Origin of the sequence: Bradyrhizobium sp. WSM471 (assembly GCF_000244915.1) — a bacterium.
Lineage (GTDB): Bacteria > Pseudomonadota > Alphaproteobacteria > Rhizobiales > Xanthobacteraceae > Bradyrhizobium.
Genome location: NZ_CM001442.1, coordinates 4,156,412 through 4,172,517, shown reverse-complemented (window position 1 = coordinate 4,172,517; position 16,106 = coordinate 4,156,412). Strand labels below are relative to the sequence as shown.

At 63.8% G+C, this 16,106-nt stretch carries 16 protein-coding genes; 8 read left to right on the top strand and 8 right to left on the bottom strand.

All coding sequences use genetic code 11. The features are described 5' to 3' along the window. Positions 1-24 precede the first annotated feature (24 nt). Together BRA471DRAFT_RS18430 and BRA471DRAFT_RS18425 are read left to right on the top strand one after the other, a co-directional pair. The gene (locus BRA471DRAFT_RS18430) at positions 25-423 is read left to right on the top strand and encodes an MAPEG family protein (RefSeq protein WP_007609879.1); all 399 of its coding nucleotides are present in this window, start codon (positions 25-27) and stop codon (positions 421-423) included. A 182-nt stretch (positions 424-605) separates the two neighbouring features. Next, positions 606-1,373: an outer membrane protein gene (locus tag BRA471DRAFT_RS18425; protein ID WP_007609877.1), complete on the top strand. Its 768-nt coding sequence runs from the start codon at positions 606-608 to the stop codon at positions 1,371-1,373. A 178-nt stretch (positions 1,374-1,551) separates the two neighbouring features. On the opposite strand, the gene BRA471DRAFT_RS18420 is transcribed toward BRA471DRAFT_RS18425, so the two are convergent. From BRA471DRAFT_RS18420 to BRA471DRAFT_RS18400, 5 genes are all read right to left on the bottom strand, one after another. Then, the gene (locus BRA471DRAFT_RS18420) at positions 1,552-2,139 is read right to left on the bottom strand and encodes a bifunctional 2-polyprenyl-6-hydroxyphenol methylase/3-demethylubiquinol 3-O-methyltransferase UbiG (RefSeq protein WP_007609876.1); all 588 of its coding nucleotides are present in this window, start codon (positions 2,137-2,139) and stop codon (positions 1,552-1,554) included. A 14-nt stretch (positions 2,140-2,153) separates the two neighbouring features. Further along, entirely contained in the window at positions 2,154-3,200 is a 1,047-nt protein-coding gene (argC, locus tag BRA471DRAFT_RS18415; protein ID WP_007609874.1) for an N-acetyl-gamma-glutamyl-phosphate reductase, read from the bottom strand. Between the two features lie 93 nt (positions 3,201-3,293). Continuing rightward, on the bottom strand, positions 3,294-4,292 hold the full coding sequence (gene argC, locus BRA471DRAFT_RS18410) for an N-acetyl-gamma-glutamyl-phosphate reductase (protein WP_007609872.1): 999 nt from the start codon (positions 4,290-4,292) through the stop codon (positions 3,294-3,296). After that, positions 4,289-4,957 carry an FMN-binding negative transcriptional regulator gene (locus BRA471DRAFT_RS18405; protein ID WP_007609870.1) on the bottom strand — a complete coding sequence of 223 codons (669 nt, stop codon included), beginning with the start codon at positions 4,955-4,957 and terminating at the stop codon, positions 4,289-4,291. The genes argC (BRA471DRAFT_RS18410) and BRA471DRAFT_RS18405 overlap by 4 nt, the downstream gene beginning before the upstream one ends. A gap of 223 nt (positions 4,958-5,180) precedes the next feature. Continuing rightward, positions 5,181-5,711 (bottom strand): DedA family protein, encoded by a 531-nt coding sequence (locus BRA471DRAFT_RS18400; RefSeq protein ID WP_007609868.1) that lies wholly within the window; start codon positions 5,709-5,711, stop codon positions 5,181-5,183. 274 nt (positions 5,712-5,985) lie between these two features. Between BRA471DRAFT_RS18400 and parE the strand changes: the two genes are divergently transcribed. The 4 genes from parE (at position 5,986) to BRA471DRAFT_RS18380 (ending at position 10,546) form a co-directional block, all read left to right on the top strand. Next, positions 5,986-8,028 (top strand): DNA topoisomerase IV subunit B, encoded by a 2,043-nt coding sequence (parE, locus tag BRA471DRAFT_RS18395; RefSeq protein ID WP_007609851.1) that lies wholly within the window; start codon positions 5,986-5,988, stop codon positions 8,026-8,028. 479 nt (positions 8,029-8,507) lie between these two features. Next, positions 8,508-9,293, top strand: a complete 786-nt coding sequence (locus BRA471DRAFT_RS18390) for an outer membrane protein (protein WP_007609849.1) — start codon at positions 8,508-8,510, stop codon at positions 9,291-9,293. 275 nt (positions 9,294-9,568) lie between these two features. Further along, a complete protein-coding gene (locus tag BRA471DRAFT_RS18385; RefSeq protein ID WP_007609848.1) occupies positions 9,569-9,754 on the top strand; it encodes a hypothetical protein in 186 nt (61 codons plus the stop codon). A 21-nt stretch (positions 9,755-9,775) separates the two neighbouring features. Beyond that, positions 9,776-10,546, top strand: a complete 771-nt coding sequence (locus BRA471DRAFT_RS18380) for an SDR family NAD(P)-dependent oxidoreductase (protein ID WP_007609847.1) — start codon at positions 9,776-9,778, stop codon at positions 10,544-10,546. A gap of 109 nt (positions 10,547-10,655) precedes the next feature. Here the strand turns inward: BRA471DRAFT_RS18380 and BRA471DRAFT_RS18375 are convergent, their stop codons facing one another. Beyond that, the gene (locus BRA471DRAFT_RS18375; RefSeq protein ID WP_007609844.1) at positions 10,656-11,426 is read right to left on the bottom strand and encodes an outer membrane protein; all 771 of its coding nucleotides are present in this window, start codon (positions 11,424-11,426) and stop codon (positions 10,656-10,658) included. Between the two features lie 179 nt (positions 11,427-11,605). Further along, positions 11,606-12,862 carry an FAD-dependent oxidoreductase gene (locus BRA471DRAFT_RS18370; RefSeq protein WP_007609842.1) on the bottom strand — a complete coding sequence of 419 codons (1,257 nt, stop codon included), beginning with the start codon at positions 12,860-12,862 and terminating at the stop codon, positions 11,606-11,608. A 118-nt stretch (positions 12,863-12,980) separates the two neighbouring features. On the opposite strand from BRA471DRAFT_RS18370, the gene BRA471DRAFT_RS39995 reads away from it, so the two are divergent. Beyond that, positions 12,981-13,115 (top strand): hypothetical protein, encoded by a 135-nt coding sequence (locus BRA471DRAFT_RS39995; RefSeq protein WP_007591544.1) that lies wholly within the window; start codon positions 12,981-12,983, stop codon positions 13,113-13,115. Between the two features lie 142 nt (positions 13,116-13,257). Here BRA471DRAFT_RS39995 and BRA471DRAFT_RS18360 read toward each other — a convergent pair whose 3' ends face one another. Then, positions 13,258-14,772 carry a caspase family protein gene (locus BRA471DRAFT_RS18360; RefSeq protein ID WP_007609841.1) on the bottom strand — a complete coding sequence of 505 codons (1,515 nt, stop codon included), beginning with the start codon at positions 14,770-14,772 and terminating at the stop codon, positions 13,258-13,260. A gap of 209 nt (positions 14,773-14,981) precedes the next feature. Between BRA471DRAFT_RS18360 and BRA471DRAFT_RS18355 the strand changes: the two genes are divergently transcribed. After that, entirely contained in the window at positions 14,982-15,947 is a 966-nt protein-coding gene (locus BRA471DRAFT_RS18355) for a helix-turn-helix transcriptional regulator (protein ID WP_007609839.1), read from the top strand. Positions 15,948-16,106: the final 159 nt, after the last annotated feature.

Genomic DNA, 16,106 nt, shown 5'->3' with positions numbered 1-16,106 from the left:
AGAAATTGATGAGGGGACCGGGTTATGACGCGTGAATTGTTCTGGCTGACACTGACGGTGGTCCTGACCGGAATCCTCTGGATTCCCTACACCATCAACCGCTGCCAGATTCGCGGTCTCGGTGGCGCGATGGCCAATCCCTCGCGCACCGACAAGCCGCAGTCGGAATGGGCGAACCGCCTCATGTTCGCGCATGACAACGCCGTCGAGAACCTCGTGCTGTTCGCGCCGCTGGTGCTGATCCTGAACGCGATCGACTACTCCTCGAAATGGACGGTGCTTGCCTGCGCCGTCTATTTCTGGTCGCGCGTCGCGCATCTGATCGTCTATGCGATGGGCATCCCCGTCTTCCGCACCCTGGCCTTCACTGTCGGCTTCATCGCGCAGGCCGTGCTGGCCGTCGCGATCTTCAAGGTGGTTTGATCGCAGCTCCGATGGCTTAGCGGCTGCAACAAAGGGGTAAAATCCTCGAAAGCCTGCCTCGGCTGCTGGTGTTGCCGAAGGATGACAGTGCGACAAAAACAGGAATGCCTTCCGTGGGCTGACGCGAAGGGTCGCCTATCCACAGGTATATTTGGTCATCGCATTGATGATTCGGGGCAGATATGAATTGGAAGATTGCATCCGCGCTCGCCGGACTCTCGCTCGCAGCCGTCACCACCCAGGCCAGTGCCGCCGATCTCGCCGCACGTCCCTACACCAAGGCGCCGCCGATGATCGCGGCGATCTATGATTGGAGCGGCTTCTACATTGGCGCCAACGGCGGCTATGGCTCGTCACGCAATTGCTGGGACCAGACGGTTGGTTTCGCCGCCGGCGTTGCGGAAGGCTGCCATGACGCGACGGGCGCCGTCGCCGGCGGCCAGATCGGATATCGCTGGCAGAGCAGCGCCTTCGTGTTCGGCCTTGAAGCGCAGGGCGACTGGGCAGATCTCTCCGGCCGGAACGCCAGCGCCGTGGCCGGCGTCGCGAACCGCACCCGTGTCGATGCTTTCGGCCTGTTCACCGGCCAGGTCGGCTACGCCTGGAATAACGCACTGCTTTACGTGAAGGGCGGCGCCGCCGTCACCCGCAACCGCTACCGCGGCATCGGAACGGGCGGTCTGGCCGGAGCCGAGTTCGACGGTGCCGACGACACCCGCTGGGGCGGCACGGTCGGCGTCGGCATCGAATACGGCTTCGCCCCGAACTGGTCGGTCGGCCTCGAATACGACCATCTGTTCATGGGCCGCCACGACGTCACGCTCACCTCCAACGGCGCGCTGACGCCGGTCGGCACGTTCTCACGCACCGACCGCATCGGCCAGGACGTCGATTTGATCACCGCCCGCATCAACTACAAATTCGGCGGCCCGATCATCGCGAAGTACTGAGAAGGCGCCCTCGCAGCCGTCATGCCCGGGCAGGTCGCGCCTGCGCGGCCGAAGCCGCTTCGGTGAGGCCAAGGCCACGGACATCCACGGTCGACCGCGGCGGTTGGCTTCATCGCACTGGCCGTGCTGGCCGTCGCAATCTTCAAGGTGGTTTGAGATCAGGCCTCGTCGTTTTAGATCAGGCCTTGCGAACGACGAGATGCAGCATGTTCGCCGGCGTCTCGTCAAAGCTCCGGATCACGTTCCTGTCCGACGACAGCGTGATCCATGGACCCGCGCTGGCGTAGGTCGCCTCGAGCCATTCTGGCGACGCATAATTGTAGTAACGCCCGAGGCTGTCCCGGCCGTCGCCCTCGCCCATCTTGTAGCTGGCATAGAACACGCCTGACGGCCTGAGCGCGCGATGAATCCGCGCCAGGATGCCGGCGAGCTCGTCGCGCGGTACGTGCAGGAGACAGGCGCTGGCCCAGACGCCGTCATAGGCCTCGTGCGCGTCAAGCTGGTCGAACCGCATCGCCTCGACGGCATGACCGAGCCGCTGCGACGCGATCTCGGCCATTTCAGGCGAGCCGTCGGTGGCGCGCACCGAAAAACCCTCGGCCAGCATCACCGCCGAATGATTGCCGGCGCCACAGCCGAGCTCGAGGATCGAGCCGCCGGACGGCAGCAGAGCGAGAAAGCCGCGCAGCCGCGTCGAGGGCGCCTTCGCCCAGTCCGCATAGGACCGGGCGTTGCTCCGATAGAATTGCAGAGTCCCTTCGTCCACGGCGACCACTCCGATCAGGGAAACAGCGCGATCTGCTCCAATCCAGCGGTCTCGGGAAATCCGAACATCAGGTTCATGTTCTGGATTGCCTGACCGGCCGAGCCCTTCACCAGATTGTCGAGCACCGAAATCACGATGGCGCGGTTCTTGATCCGGTCGGCGATGACACCGATCTGGACATAGTTCGAGCCGCGTACGTTCTGGGTCTGCGGCAGCACGCCCTTCTTGACGACATGCACGAAGGGCTCGTTTGCGTAGGCTTGCTCGAGGGCGGCCCGCAAGTCGTCCGGCGTCGCGCCGTCGAGCTTGACGTAGGACGTGCAGAGTTCGCCCCGCGACATCGGTATGAGATGCGGCGTGAAATTGACGGTCACGCTCGCGCCCGCCGCGACGCCGATCTCTTGTTCGATCTCCGGCGCATGCCGGTGCGTGCCGACCGAATACGGCGAAATCCCCTCGCCCGCCTCGCTGAACAGCGTGTTCTGCTTCAGGCCGCGTCCGGCGCCCGTGACGCCTGATTTGGCGTCGATCACGATGTCATCGACGTCGATCAGTTTTGCTTTCGCCAGCGGCACCAGCGCCAACAGCGCTGCCGTGGGATAGCAGCCGGGACAGGCGACCAGCCGCGCTGCGGTAATCTTCTCCCGATAGAATTCGGTCAGGCCGTAGACGGCTTCGCCCTGCAGCTCGAGCGCCTGATGTTCGTGGCCGTACCAATGGGCGTAGGTTTCCTTGTCGCGCAGCCGGAAATCGGCGGACATGTCGAGGACCTTGATCTTCGGGTTGGCCTTCAGCACGGCCGCGATGATCTGCTGCGTGGTGCCGTGCGGCAGCCCGCAGAACACCGCGTCGAGCTTGGTCCAGTCGACCTTTTCCCATTCCACGAGTTGGGGCAAATCCAGCATGAAGAAATGCGGAAACACCTCGCTCATGGCCTTGCCGGCGTGGGTGTTGGCGGTGAGTGCCGTGATTTCCGCATTCGGATGCCGCGCCAGCAGACGCACCGCATCCGCGCCGGTGTAGCCGGAGGCGCCGAGAATGCCGATTTTCTTCGAACTCATCACACGTTCCTTTCAGGCGTCGCTGGATCGTCTTGCCGGAGTAGAAAGTTGCAGCGTCGCTTCGTGACTGGTCTCGCGGGCAACGCTTATCGGCTACTCGTCGGCAAGGCCCAGCATCAGCCGCATGTTCTGCACGGCCGCGCCGGACGCGCCCTTGCCGAGATTGTCGAGCCGGGCGACCAGCACCGCTTGGTGGTATTTGTCGCTGGCGAAGACGTAGAGCTCGAGCATGTTGGTTTCGTTGAGCGCTTCCGGCTCGAGCTTGCCGCCCTTGGTCGCCTCGTTCTGCAACGGCATCGCCGAGACGTATTTCGAGCCGGCGTAACGCTTTGCCAGCGCCGCCTGGAGATCGGCGCCGCTGGGCTTGCCGGGCAGCGAGTCTAGCTGGAGCGGCACCGACACCAGCATGCCCTGCCGGTAGTTGCCGACCGACGGGATGAAGATCGGCCGCCGCGCCAGGTTCGAATAGAGCTGCATCTCCGGCAGATGCTTGTGCTCGAAGCCGAGGCCGTAGAGTTCGAAGGACGGCGCGCTGCCGTCTTCGAAACTCGCGATCATGGACTTGCCGCCGCCGGAATGGCCGCTCACCGCATTGACGGTGACGGGATAGTCCGCCGGCAGCAGGCCGGCATCGACGATCGGTCGCAGCAGCGCGATCGCGCCGGTCGGATAGCAGCCGGGATTGGAGACCTTCTTCGCAGCCTTGATCTTGCCGGCCTGATCCGGCGTCAGTTCCGGAAAGCCATAGGCCCAGTCGGGCGCGACCCGGTACGCGGTCGAGGCATCCAGCACCTTCGGGCCCGACGGCCCCATGCTGTCGATGAGCGCAACCGTTTCCCTGGCAGCATCGTCCGGCAGGCAGAGGATGACGAGATCAACCTCCTCCATCAGCGCCTTCTTGGCTGCGGGATCCTTGCGCTTGTCGTCGGCAATCGTCTTCACGACCACGTCGCTCTGCAGCTTCAGCCGCTCGTTGATGCCGAGCCCGGTGGTGCCGGAGCCGCCGTCGACGAAGACCGTGGCGGGCTTTGTCGCAGCGCCCGTCTTCGGGGCATTTTTGGTGTCAACGAGGCTGGCTTCAGAAAAGGTCATGGCGCGTTCCTTTCGAGCATGTTGGTTTCGGATGCGAAGGCCTCCGGCCTTACGTCCTGCATCAGTTGCGCGATCTCCCTGGCGTCGGCATGGGCTTGCGCGCCAAGCGCATTGGCGATCGCCGTATAGTCGGCGTCGGACTTGTGCTGGTTGAGCTTGAAGCTGGCTTCGACCTCCTCAACCGTCATGACCAGACCCACGATCGCCTTCTTCAGCGCCTCGAGCCGCCCGGCCGTCATCTTGGCCGACGTCCACGGCTTCTTCGGCAACAGCCAGCTCTCGAACTTGTCGCTGAGCGTATCGATTTGCTCGGCCAGTTCACCATCCGACAACAACCGCACCGGCCCGGTCAGATGGACCGACTGGTACAGCCAGGTCGGCACCTGATCCGGCGAGACGTACCAGTCCGGCGACACGTAGGCATCGGGACCGTTGACCGCGAGCAGCCAGGAGGTCGTCCCGTCCGCAAGCTTTAGCAGCGGATTGTGACGGGCGACATGAAAGGCAGCCTGCGGCGTGCCGTCCGCGGCATAGGTCAGATAGAACGGCAGCGGCGAGGCGACCGGCTTGTGGCCGTCGAAGGCGCACATGGTGCCGAAGCCGCGCGTGTCGGCGAATTTCAGGCTCGCGGCGCGGTCCTGCTTGAAAAAGGGTGGCGTGTACATCGTAGTCTCCTGCTGGCCTCCTTGGTGGCCGCCGGATCAGATCGCACTGACAGGAGAGAGAATGCCGCGGATCGGATCCAGCGGCAAAGACGATGATCTCAAACGCGATCGACCGCCCAAACCGCAAAGCTGCGGCGGCGGCGACGGGCGAACAAAATGGTCGCGGCGTTGATCATGGCGCGGGGCTATAGGGCCAGTTGCGGTTCGCGTCAAGGTTCGGACGTCACACCACCCGCCAGATCCATTCCATGATCTTCGCGATCACGTCCCCGAACAGCAGCAGCGCCGCCGACCAGATCAGCGCCGAGACGAAATTGGCCGCCTGGAAGCTCCAATAGGGCATCTCGAAAATGCCGGCCGCAAGCGGCACGGAGGCACGCAAGGGGCCGAAGAAGCGGCCGATGAAGATGCTCGGCACGCCCCAGCTGCGCACGAAAGCCTCACCCCTGGGCAGGAGTTCCGGATAGCGCGAGAGCGGCCACATCTGGGCGACCTTCTCCTTGTAGCGATAGCCGAACCAATACGAGACCCAGTCGCCCAGCGCCGCGCCGATGCCGCCGGCGATCCAGACCGGATAGAAGCTGATGCCACTCGCGCCGATCAGCGCGCCGATCGCAACCAACGCGCCCCAAGCCGGGATCAGCAGCGAGATGAAGGCAAGCGACTCCCCGAAGGCGAGCATGAACACGATGGGAGCTGCCCATGTCTGGTGAGCGCGCACGAAATCAGCGAGCCCGTGCGCAAACTGCTCCATTCAAAAATAGCCTTTCCGCCCTGCCCGAAGGTGCTGCTCGATGAAAAGGACTGGTAAGCCAAGGACTTGTGTGACATCAAGTCACAAAGTCCGGTCCAGGCTGGACCGGACCGTCAAATTGCCGGGATTTGATAGGGCTGCGGCGTAAAATCGCCGGGATTGGCTCCCAACCACACCGCCCGGCCCGCCCTGCGATAACCTTTCCAAGTCAGAAGTGGCATAGTCGCGCCAACCGATTCGCCGCTCATGCGGCCCTCAAAACGCATAAAGATATATGTCCAAGCAGTTGAAACCCAAAGCAAAAGACGATTTTTTCGGCGGCGATGAGCCGAAGCCTCGTCCCGGCAAGGCAGCCCCGCGCGCGGGCGGCGCCGAGGCCGACTACACCGCAGCCGACATCGAGGTGCTCGAAGGTCTGGAACCGGTGCGCCGCCGGCCCGGCATGTATATCGGCGGCACCGACGAGAAGGCGCTGCATCACCTCTTCGCCGAGGTCATCGACAACTCGATGGACGAGGCGCTGGCGGGGCATGCGACCTTCATCGGAGTCGAGTTGAGCGCGGACGGCTTTTTGACCGTCACAGACAACGGCCGCGGCATCCCGATCGATCCGCATCCAAAATTCCCGAAGAAGTCGGCGCTCGAAGTCATCATGTGCACACTGCACTCGGGCGGCAAGTTCGATTCCAAGGTCTACGAGACCTCGGGCGGCCTGCACGGCGTCGGCATATCCGTGGTGAACGCCCTCTCCTCGCTGCTCGAGGTCGAGGTCGCGCGTAGCCAGAAACTCTACCGCATGACGTTCGAGCGCGGGCACCCGAAGGGCAAGCTCGAGGATCTCGGCAAGATCAACAACCGCCGCGGAACCCGCGTGCGCTTCAAGCCGGACACCGACATCTTCGGTGCCAAGGCCGCGTTCAAGCCGCAGCGCCTGTTCAAGATGACGCGTTCGAAGGCGTATCTGTTCGGTGGTGTCGAGATCCGCTGGAATTGCGCGCCCGAACTGCTCAAGGGCGTCGACGACGTGCCGGCGGAGGCCACGTTCCACTTTCCTGGCGGCCTCAAGGATTATCTGGCGGCCGCGATCCATGCCGACACGCTGGTGCATCCCGACATCTTCTCCGGCAAGTCGGGCCGCAACGGCGCGCATGGCGCCTGCGAATGGGCCGTTGCCTGGACCGCGGATGCCGACGGCTTCCTGTCTTCCTACACCAACACCGTGCCGACGCCCGACGGCGGCACGCACGAATCCGGCCTGCGCAGCGCGCTGTTGCGCGGTCTGAAGGATCACGCCGAGCGCGTCGGCCAAGGCAAGCGCGCGTCGTCCATTACGTCTGAAGACGTGATGGTGGGTGCAGCCGTGATGCTCTCGGTGTTCGTGCGCGAACCTGAATTCCAGGGCCAGACCAAGGACCGTCTCGCCACCGCCGAAGCGCAGCGCATCGTCGAACAGGCGATGAAGGACCCGTTCGACCATTGGCTGTCGGGCAATCCGAACCAGGCCAACAGGCTGCTCGACTTCGTGATCGACCGCGCCGAGGAGCGGCTGCGCCGCCGGCAAGAGAAGGAGACCGCGCGCAAGACGGCCGGCAAGAAGCTGCGCCTGCCCGGGAAGCTCGCCGATTGCAGCGATGCCGGCCTGGACGGCTCGGAACTCTTCATCGTCGAGGGAGACTCGGCCGGCGGCAGCGCCAAGCAGGCGCGTGACCGCAAGACCCAGGCCGTGCTGCCGCTGCGCGGCAAGATCCTCAACGTCGCGTCCGCCGGCAAGGACAAGCTGACGGCGAACACGCAGCTCGCCGACCTCGTGCAGGCGATCGGCTGCGGCATGCTCGCGCAGTATCGCGAGGAGGATCTGCGCTATCAGCGCATCATCATCATGACCGACGCCGATGTCGACGGTGCCCACATCGCTTCGCTGCTGATCACCTTCTTCTACCGGCAGATGCCGCGGCTGATCGACGAAGGCCACCTTTTCCTCGCCGTGCCGCCGCTCTACAAGCTGACCAACGGCACGAAGTCGGTCTACGCCCGCGATGACGCGCACAAGGCAGCGCTGATCAAGAGCGAGTTCAACGCCAACGCCAAGGTCGAGGTCAATCGCTTCAAAGGCCTCGGCGAAATGATGCCGGCGCAGCTCAAGGAAACCACCATGGATCCGGCAAAGCGGACCATGCTGAAAGTGGTTCTGCTCGCCGACGACCGCGACACCACGGCGGATTCGGTGGAGCGCCTGATGGGCACCAAGGCCGAAGCGCGCTTCGCGTTCATCTCGGACAAGGCCGAATTCGCCAATGACGATTTGCTGGACGTCTGATCCGCAGGCGCTGCCCGGTCGTATCCCATCCTGAGCCCCGGCATGAAGCCCGGGGCTCTCTTGTTTTTGGGACGACAACCGCTCTTTCCCCGCCGATCCTGCCCGCCGATCTTGCCCGACCACCCGGCCAACGGTCGGCCTCGACTTCGCTGATTCCGGCCTCGTCGCATCGCGACTCGGCCAACGACTCACCCAGCCAGGCTGATGCAGGATTGCCTCCATATCGGACAAAGCCGGATTTGCTAACGAGAAGTTACCAAAACACAGATCGCAAAATTCTAAATAACGCATTGATAATGCAGGCATATTGTATATTTCGACAACGACGCTCAGAATCCCCGCCGTGCGGCGTTTCCCGGCGACTGTGCCTGCTCTGCAACAGCATTTCGGAGAGAAGCAGGTATAGTCCGGAACATCAGATCACACGGACTTCAGTGCGCTCGCGCCTGCCAGACAGACCAAAGCTTGGGGATTTTAAGATGAAGAAGATTTTGCTCGCACTGACCGCGGTTGCCGCGATGACCGGTTCGGCCTCGGCCGCTGACCTTGGCGCCCGTCCCTACGTGAAGGCCCCGATGGCAGCTCCCGTCGCCAGCTGGACCGGCTTCTACCTCTTCGGCGGCGCCGGCGGCGGCATCTCGGCCTCTGACCAGACCATCCTTTCGACCCCGACGGGCCTGCCCCTGACGATTGCACAGCGCCAGGGTGCTTCGGGCTGGTTCGGCACCGTTGGTCTCGGCTACGACTGGCAGTTCAGCGGCACCTGGGTTGCCGGCGTGTTCGCCGATGGCCAGTTCGGCAGCATCAGCGGCACCGTTCAGGATCCGATCCTGGGCTACACCGGCAAGCAGAAGCTGGAAGACTCCTGGGCCGCCGGTGTGCGCCTCGGCTGGCTGGTTGCCCCGAATGTTCTCTCCTATGTCAACGGCGGTTACTCGGGCGCCCATTTCGGCAGCACGAACTTCACGACCCTGGGCGGCGTTGCTTCTGGCGTGCATCTCAACGGCTATAACCGCAACGGCTGGTTCATCGGCGGCGGTGTCGAGAACAACCTGAACATCTTCGGCATCCAGTCACCCGGCTGGTTCATGAAGACCGAGTATCGTTCGGCCTTCTACGGTGCGAAGACCCGGGACGAAATCTCCGACGCCACCAACCTGCCGACCGGCATCAACAGCATCCGCGCCAACAGCTGGAACCAGACGATCTCCACCTCGCTGGTCTACCGCTTCAACTGGACCGGTCCGGTCGTCGCGAAGTACTGATCCGAACGCAAGTTCAGACGTCAAAGCCCCGGCATCGTCCGGGGCTTTTTCGTTGTGCGGTGCTTCAGCGGCTGATGCCCGCTTTTCAGCTTTGGGTAGGCATCTCCAAACCTGGCTTTCCCGCGATCTTGCGTCTGGACATGCATCCGCCCTGCGGCCTGCATCAGCAGGCATTGTATCCCAGCCACGGCTGCGGCTAGTCTCTCGCCAAGTTTTCGTGGCCGCGGCATCGATTGGTCCGGCTATGACAGAATCAGACCGATGGGGAGGAATGCATGCGCAGATTTCTGCTGATCGCAGGCCTGTTTGCCCTTGCCGTCGGGCTGCTCTGGATCGGACAGGGCACGGGCACCGTTGCGTGGCCGCGATCGAGCTTCATGGTCAACCAGTTGCAATGGGCCGGCTATGGCGCAGCCATGGCCGGCTTCGGGCTGGTGCTGATCTGGCAGAGCAACCAATAGAAGAAACCAGGGAATAGCAGCATGACATCCAGTCGGTTCGATCTCCGCGGCAAGGTCGCGATCGTCACGGGAGGCAATGGCGGCATCGGGCTCGGCATGGCCCGGGGCCTCGCCGATGCCGGCGCCAACATCGCCGTGGTCGGACGCAACGAAACCAAATCCGCCGCCGCCGTTGCCGATCTCGGTCAACGCGGCGTGAAGGCAATCTCCGTTCCCACCGACGTCACCGACAAGGCGGCCATCGCCGCAATGGTCGAGCGTGTCGTCGGTGATCTCGGCCGCATCGACATCCTCATCAATAATGCCGGCATGAGCATCCGCAAGCCGCCGCACGAGCTCGAGCTCGACGAGTGGAATACGGTGATCAACACCAATCTCACCAGCGCCTTCCTGTGCTCGAAGCTGGCCTATCCGGCGCTGAAGGCGTCCGGCAACGGCAAAGTGATCAACATCGGCTCGATGATGTCGATCTTCGGCGCGAGCTTCGCAACGGCCTATGCGGCGAGCAAGGGCGGCATCGTTCAGTATACGCGCGCCTGCGCCAATGCGTGGGCGCCCGACAACATCCAGGTCAATGCCATCCTGCCGGGCTGGATCGACACCGATCTGACCCGCGGTGCGCGGCAGCAGGTATCAGGATTGCACGAGCGGGTGCTGGCACGCACGCCTGCGGGGCGGTGGGGCGACATCGACGACTTCGCCGGCATCACCGTGTTCCTTGCCTCGTCCGCCTCCAACTTCGTCACCGGCACCGCGATCCCGGTCGACGGCGGGTTCTCGGTGATGGCCTAGGCGTACGCGAATAAATCTGCACACAAAAAAGAAGCCCCGGACGATGCCGGGGCTTTTAAATTTGGGCAGTGATCGTCTTTTATGGCTGCTTGGTCGTTCGTTGACCCACTCAGTAGCGGGCGATGACAGGCGCGTCGAACTTGTAGCTGGCGCGCACGACGGCCCACTGGAGGTCGCGCGGCTTGGCATCGAAGCTGTAATTGCCCGACGTGCCGCCAAGTTGATAGGTCTGGCTGGCGAAGGCTGCGTAATTGTACTCGAGACCGACGATCCAGTTGCGGGTGATGCCGTATTCCCAGCCGGCGCCGACGGTCCAGCCGTTGGCCCAATGGGTCTGGCCGCCAGAACCAGTGGCCACGCCGACGGTATCGGTGACCGACAGACGGTTGTTCACGCCGGCATAGCCGCCCTTGATGTAGAACAGGTTGTTCTGCACGGCGAAGCCCGCACGACCGACGACGGTGGCCAGCACATTGGCGCGCCAGGAGAACACGTCGTCACCCGCGCCGAACGCGGTGTTCAAGAACGAGCCCTTGTTGTCGAGGCCCGAGATCGTGCCTTCCATACCGAACACGTAGTTGTTGGCCTGCCAGTTGTAGCCGATCTGGGCGCCGCCCAGGATGCCGGAGTTGCGCTGACGGTAACCCTGCCCCGGGGTCAGATCGCCGAACGGTGCGCCGGTCCCGTTGTTGATGAACTGCTCGTTGGTCCATGCACCGCCGATGTGGCCGCCGACATAGAAGCCGGTCCAGTTGAACATCGACTCCATATAGGCAGGCGCCTTTGTGTAGGGCCGCGCACCGAGATCGGCGGCGGAAGCGGCGCCGGTCGAAACCAGAGCGGTCGTGCAGGCGAAGGCGGCAATCAACTTGTTACGCATGGTACACCCCGTGTCCTTTGATGGGTGCACGCTCACACGCAGGTCTTACTCAAATTTGAATCAAGACAGTTAAGATGTCGGATTGGCAAGCAGCGCGCCTTCAATCCGTTTGCGCTGTTGCACGCGGGCAACGCGTCGACCGCGATTTAACGCAGCGTTATCCCTACCAAGTCCTTGCGCTACCGTGCCGGCGCAGCCTTCGACTGCACGTGCTCGGGCCGGACGCCAAGGGCGAGCAGGCGCGCCGGAATGCCCTGGAGCCACGGCAGCGCGGTGATGAGGCGCAGGACCAGCGGCACTTTCAGCGGCCGGTCGCCACCCTGCAAGGCGCCGCTGATGATGTTGTTCTGCACGATCATCTGCATTCGTTGCGTCATCTTCACCGGGAATTCGCGGCGACGGCGCACAGCATCGAGTTCGTTCTCCGACGGGCAGGCGCGCTGCAGCTTGTCCGCTAGCAGGTTTGCGGTCGCGACCGCATCCTGCACGGCGAGATTGACGCCGACGCCGCCGACCGGCGACATCGCATGTGCGGCGTCGCCGATGAGAAGCAGGCCCGGCCGCGTCCAGCGCGGCAGGCGGTTGATCGCGACGGTGAGCAGCTTGACGTCGTCGAAACTCTTCACATCGGCAATGCCGCCCTTCAGGATCGGCGCCATGCGGACGACGTCGTCGAGCAGCGCCTGCAATCCCCTCGCCTTCACCGCGTCGTATTGTCCCTTGGCGATGACATAGGCGCACTGCCAGTAGTCGCCGCGGTCGAAGGTGATCATCATCTTGCCGGGCTCGACGCGAGCGAACAGGTTCTCGGTTTCGTTCGCCTTGCGTCCGACGCGGAACCACAGCACGTCCATTGGCGCGCCGATCTCCTCGACCTCGAGGCCGGAATGCTGGCGCACGCTCGAATGCCGGCCGTCACAGGCGATGGTGAGATCGGCTTCGATGTCCACGATGCCGTCAGGCGTATTCGCTCGCACGCCGGCGATGGTCTCGCCGTGGCGGATCAGATCGACCGCCTCGGTGTTCATCATCACCTTCAGCGAGGCGAAGCGCTGGCCGGCCTCGCGCAGGAAATTCAGGAAATCCCATTGCGGCATTAAGGCGATGAAGGGGTACTTGGTGCGGAGGCGGCTGAGATCGGCGATGCGAACGGGGGTACCGCCGAACAGGCCGTCCATCTTCTGCAAGCGCTGATGCGGCAGCTTCAGGAATCCGTCGATCAGGCCGAGTTCGTCCATCACCTGGAGCGTCGAGGGATGCACGGTGTCGCCGCGGAAGTCGCGGAAGAAATCCGCATGCTTCTCCAGCACCACGACATCGATGCCGGCGCGCCCCAGGAGATAGCCGAGCATCATGCCCGCCGGTCCGCCGCCGACGATGCAACACCGCACTTTCAGCGAAGCGCCTTGGGGATTCTGCGGCGTATCGGGTTTCACGGCCGGTCCTCATCTAGGGGTCAATGTTTCTGTGCAGTGCAGCAAGCAAGAATCATTTGCCGCAGTTGTGAATGGCCGTTAGCCTTGTCGCCAATTCCGACTCATTGAGGAAATTGCAGTGCAGACAATCCTCATACTGCTCGGCGTCTGGATCCTGATCAACGTGCTTTTCGTCTTGATCATGATCGCACCGCGCAGGCCGCCGCTTGCGCCGGTGCGCATCGAGCAGAACGGCTACCCGTACGAGGAGTAGGAGAAGCTCCTGCTGCGCCGCGTCATCGCCTCGATCGCGATGGGCGCGTTCTTCTCGCTGACTCCGCCCTTGATCGAGGCCGTCAAGCGCTTCATCAGGAAGCGCCGCGAATGGCTGCGGCGGACGCGGCCCGCTCGACACCTCAGTTGTTGCTGCGGTTCGCGCTGCGGAAGCTCTTGATCTCCGACACGCTGCCGTCGCGATAGGTCAACTCCACCGAGATGAACTGCGTTGCCGGCGCGAGCTTCATGTAGAGCGGCATGCCGGCGCTGATCGCGCTGGGATCGCGCATGTCGCAGCCGGGCATCTTCAACACCTGGTTCGGAACGGCGGTGTCGATGCCGATGCGCACCTCGCGGATGGCGCAGCGATAGGACACGAGGTGCGTGTAGTAGACCAGCAGCCCGTTGAACTCGCGGAACGACAGCCAGCTCGTCGCGGTCATGTCGAGGATCTTGCGCTGGTCGCGGATCAGCGCGGCCTCGGGATCGAACCTGATCGGGAACGGGCCTTGCATATCACCGGACTGGTCGACATAGCGGACCTCGATGGTGCCGGCCTGCGCGTCCGGCGGCAATTCGATCGACGGGTTCGGCATCCTCTTGCGCGTACGCGGGTCGAGCGTATCGATGAAGCCGGTTTCGCGGAAGTCGCCATTGCCGGCCATGCGCCAGGAAACGCCGAGCGTCGGATCGGCAAAGGAAAACACCACGCTCCAGCCGCCATTGTGGCGCGAGAAGCTCGCGATCGGCGCGTTGGTGGTCTCCTCCTTCGGCACGCGCGGCACTGAGACCGGTGGCAGCGCCGCGAGCTTCTGCGCCGGTGGGTCGGCCGGGCGCGGGGCGGCATCCTTGGCGATGCCGCTGAGGAAGACGTCGTCGACCATCTGATCGAAATAGACCGGCACCTGCCTGTGCTTGACGGTGTCGGCCATCTCGCTGACGAGACGGCGCGTACGCTGCGCCACTTGCACCAGGTTCTCGCCGGGCTGGAGCAGTTCCTTGGCGAAGGTGCGCGTGAACACTGAATTGGGATTGGCGTCGTCGTTGGAGAGGCGGTCGAGCGCGGTCTGGCGCGGGCCGGCCGAGAAGACCGAGAACACGCCTTCGGGCAGCTGCACCATCGGGGCAAGCCCGCCACCACCGGAGACGGCGCGGGTACCCTTGCGCTCGAACGGGTTGTTGCGGCAGGCGTCGAACACCAGGATCGAGGTTCGCGCCTTCTTGTTCTGGAGGCGCTCGACGATGCGATCGGCCAGGATGGAGGCGTCACGCACCAGCTCTTCCTGCCCTTCCGTCGCCGCCGGCACGTCCGTCGGCAGCAGATAGTTCTGGCCAGCGATCTCGAAGCCGTGGCCGGCATAGAAGAAGAACGCGGTGTCGCCGGGCTCGATCGTCCGATCGAACGCGAGCAGCGTCTCTGAAAATTGCTGCCGGCTCTGGTTTTCAGCGACCATCACCGAGAAGCCGAGCTGCTTCAGCGTATCGCCCATGGTGCGGGCGTCGTTGACCGCCTTGAGCAGCTTTGGAACGTTCCTGTAGTCGTTGTTGCCGACGACGAGCGCAACGCGCTTCTCGGCACAGGCGGGAAGCGCGAAACCGCTGAGGCCGGCCGCGAGGCCAAGCGCTGCCAGTACTCTGAAAAGCCGACGCGTCATCGAAAATCCCTCAAGAACGGCCCCACGCCGGTTCCCTCGAACAGCGGTTCATGGGAACCGCGTCGTTGATGTGATAGTCGGCCCAGCCACATCGCTGGTTCAACAGCCCTGAGGACTCAGGTCTGTCGTCCAGCTATGGTAGATGCCACCGGAATTTGCTTTTTCTCGGTCAATTCTTGTGGGCAATTCCGCTGGAAGTGGGGGCCGCTGTGTATTGTTGGTGCACCGACGAGGTCGAGCCGCACGACCGCTTCGACTTTTGGCGCGAGGTGCGCGCCAAGGGCCTGTTCGGCGTCACCGTCGAACTCGAGCGCGAACGCCGCGCGGACTTCTTCGGCGAATTCTCGCTGCACCAGCTTGGCGGAGCCGGCCTCGTCGAACTGAAGGCCTCGCACTACACGGTCGAGCGCAGCATGACCGACATCGCTGACGCGCCGGGCGACAGCCTCTGCGTCTATCAGCAGCTCGGGAGCGGCGCCTGGTTCGGCGGCATGCGCGGCAGCGACTTCACGATCGCCAATGGCAGCTTCGCGACCAGCCATACCGACCAGCCCTATCGCGCGGCACCGCTGGGCGCGGGAGGCTTCCACCTGCGGATCCTGAAGATTCCCTTGAGCGGCCTCTCCACGCAGGACAAGCGCATGCGCGAGCTTGCGCCTCGGACGTTCGACGATCCCGGATTGAAGCCCCTGCTCGACGCCTGCTTCGCCGATCTCGGCGAGGTTGCCGCGGGTGATGACGGCGCCGCCGATGCCGCTTCCCTCGTCGAGGCTTTAGCCCATCTGGCGCTGATCGAGCGCGGCATCGTGCGGCCCGGCAGCCGCCTCGGGCAGGCCGCGCTGCGGACCGCCCGGCTCTCGCACGCACGGCGCCTGATCGCGCGTCACCTGCAAGACCCAAATCTGGCGCCGACCATGGTGGCCGACCTACTCGGCGTCTCCGTGCGTCACCTGCATATGTTGTTCGAAGGCGCCGCCAGGAGTTTCTCGCAAATCGTGACCGACGAACGCCTGAACCAGAGCCGCCGCTTGATGCGCGAAGCCCCGGACCGGTTGATCGCCGACATCGCGACCTCCTGCGGCTTCGACAGCCTCGCGACCTATTACCGGGTCTTCAACGCCGCCTACGGGATGGCCCCCGGCGACTTCCGCGCGCAGAGGCCGGAGGGGCGTTAGCCGACGTTTGGGCAGCCCCGGCCGATCGCACGATTGGGCGGAAAACTGCAGCCGCGCCCGCTATTTGGGCGAAAACCTCAGGTTTTTTAGGGCCTTCCCGCGCCTGCTCCATTGACTTTGGCCGATTCCCGCCTATGTTCCGTGGCGACGCGGCTCAGA